The organism is Streptomyces sparsus (genome assembly GCF_054776295.1).
Genome location: NZ_BAAHCA010001154.1, coordinates 1 through 1351 on the forward strand (window position 1 = coordinate 1; position 1351 = coordinate 1351).

General features: G+C 71.4%; 1 protein-coding gene. It reads left to right on the plus strand.

Annotated elements, in window-relative coordinates; all coding sequences use genetic code 11:
- The first annotated feature begins 333 nt into the window (after positions 1-333).
- Positions 334-1209 carry an esterase/lipase family protein gene (locus ACYVE9_RS27080; RefSeq protein ID WP_461030526.1) on the plus strand — a complete coding sequence of 292 codons (876 nt, stop codon included), beginning with the start codon at positions 334-336 and terminating at the stop codon, positions 1207-1209.
- Positions 1210-1351 lie beyond the last annotated feature (142 nt).

The window sequence follows — 1351 nt, forward strand, 5'->3', positions numbered from 1 at the left end:
CTGACGCCGCGGGGCTGACATCGCGGGGCTGACATCGCGGGGCTGACATCGCGGGGCTGACACCGAGAGGGCCGCTCCCGGGGCGGTCCGGCGGCTCCCGGCCCGCAGTCCCGGCGCGGCCCGGCGCACTCCCGGCACAACGCCGGCAGTCAGGCGGCTGAGTGCCGGGAACCTTGAGCGCGGTGAAGGCGCTGTGTCGATTCCTTCACCGCAACGCTCCTGTTCCCGCCACGTTACCCGTGCGTAAATTGACAGCGATTCAGCAATGACGTGGTCCGGACCGCGCGGCGCTGGCACGGCCTCACCCCCCTCTCAGGCCAACAGAGGAGTTCCATGAAGCTGTCCTGGGCACGTGCGCGCGGACTGCTGGGAGCAGTCGCACTCGCGGTGACGATCTCCCTGGTACCGGCTGCGGCCACCGCGCAGCCCGCTGCCGCCCCCACGACCACCACCATCACGACCAAGGGCTGGAACAACTGGTCCTGCAAGCCCTCGGCCGAGCATCCCCGCGCGGTGGTGCTCGTCCACGGAACGCTCGGCAACTCCGTCGACAACTGGCTCGGCCTGGCCCCGTACCTGGTCCGGCGCGACTACTGCGTCTTCTCGCTCGACTACGGCCAACTGCCCGGCGTGCCCTTCTTCCACGGCCTCGGCCCGATCGAGCGGTCCGCGGGGCAGCTGTCGTTGTTCGTCGACCGGGTGCTGGCGGCGACCGGCACGCGGGAGGTCGACATCGTCGGCCATTCGCAGGGCGGCATGATGCCGCGGCACTACCTGAAGTTCCTCGGTGGCGCGGACAAGGTGAACGCCCTGGTGGGCATCGCCCCGGACAACCACGGAACCGACGTGCACGGCCTCACCCGGCTGCTCGCGCTCTTCCCGGGCGCGAAGGAGGCGCTGGGCGGACTCACTCCCGCGTTGACCGACCAGATCGCCGGTTCGCCCTTCCTGACCCGGCTGAACGAGGGCGGTGACACCGTTCCCGGAGTCCGGTACACGGTGATCGCGACCCGCTACGACCAGGTGGTGACCCCCTACCGGACCCAGTTCCTCGACGGGCCCGGGGTGCGCAACGTCCTGCTCCAGGACCTGTGCCCGTTCAACGTCTCCGAGCACCTGGCCATCGCGCTGCTGGACCGGATGACCTGGCAGGAGACGGCCAACGCGCTCGACCCGGCCAACGCCCGGCGCACCACCTGTCTCACCTGACACCGCGGCGTCCGTACCGGACCCCGGGCCGGCACCTTCCGCCGTTCCGGGGCCTCCGGCCGGACCGCGGTCCTGGACACGTGCCGGCGCCGCCGCTCACGGGATGACCTCCCCTCGAGCGGCGGCGCCGGGTCGTCCGGAC

Excerpts from the sequence above, each read along its gene's own strand:
- ACYVE9_RS27080 (WP_461030526.1), top strand. The coding sequence starts at position 334 with ATGAAGCTGTCCTGGGCACGTGCGCGCGGACTGCTGGGAGCAGTCGCA.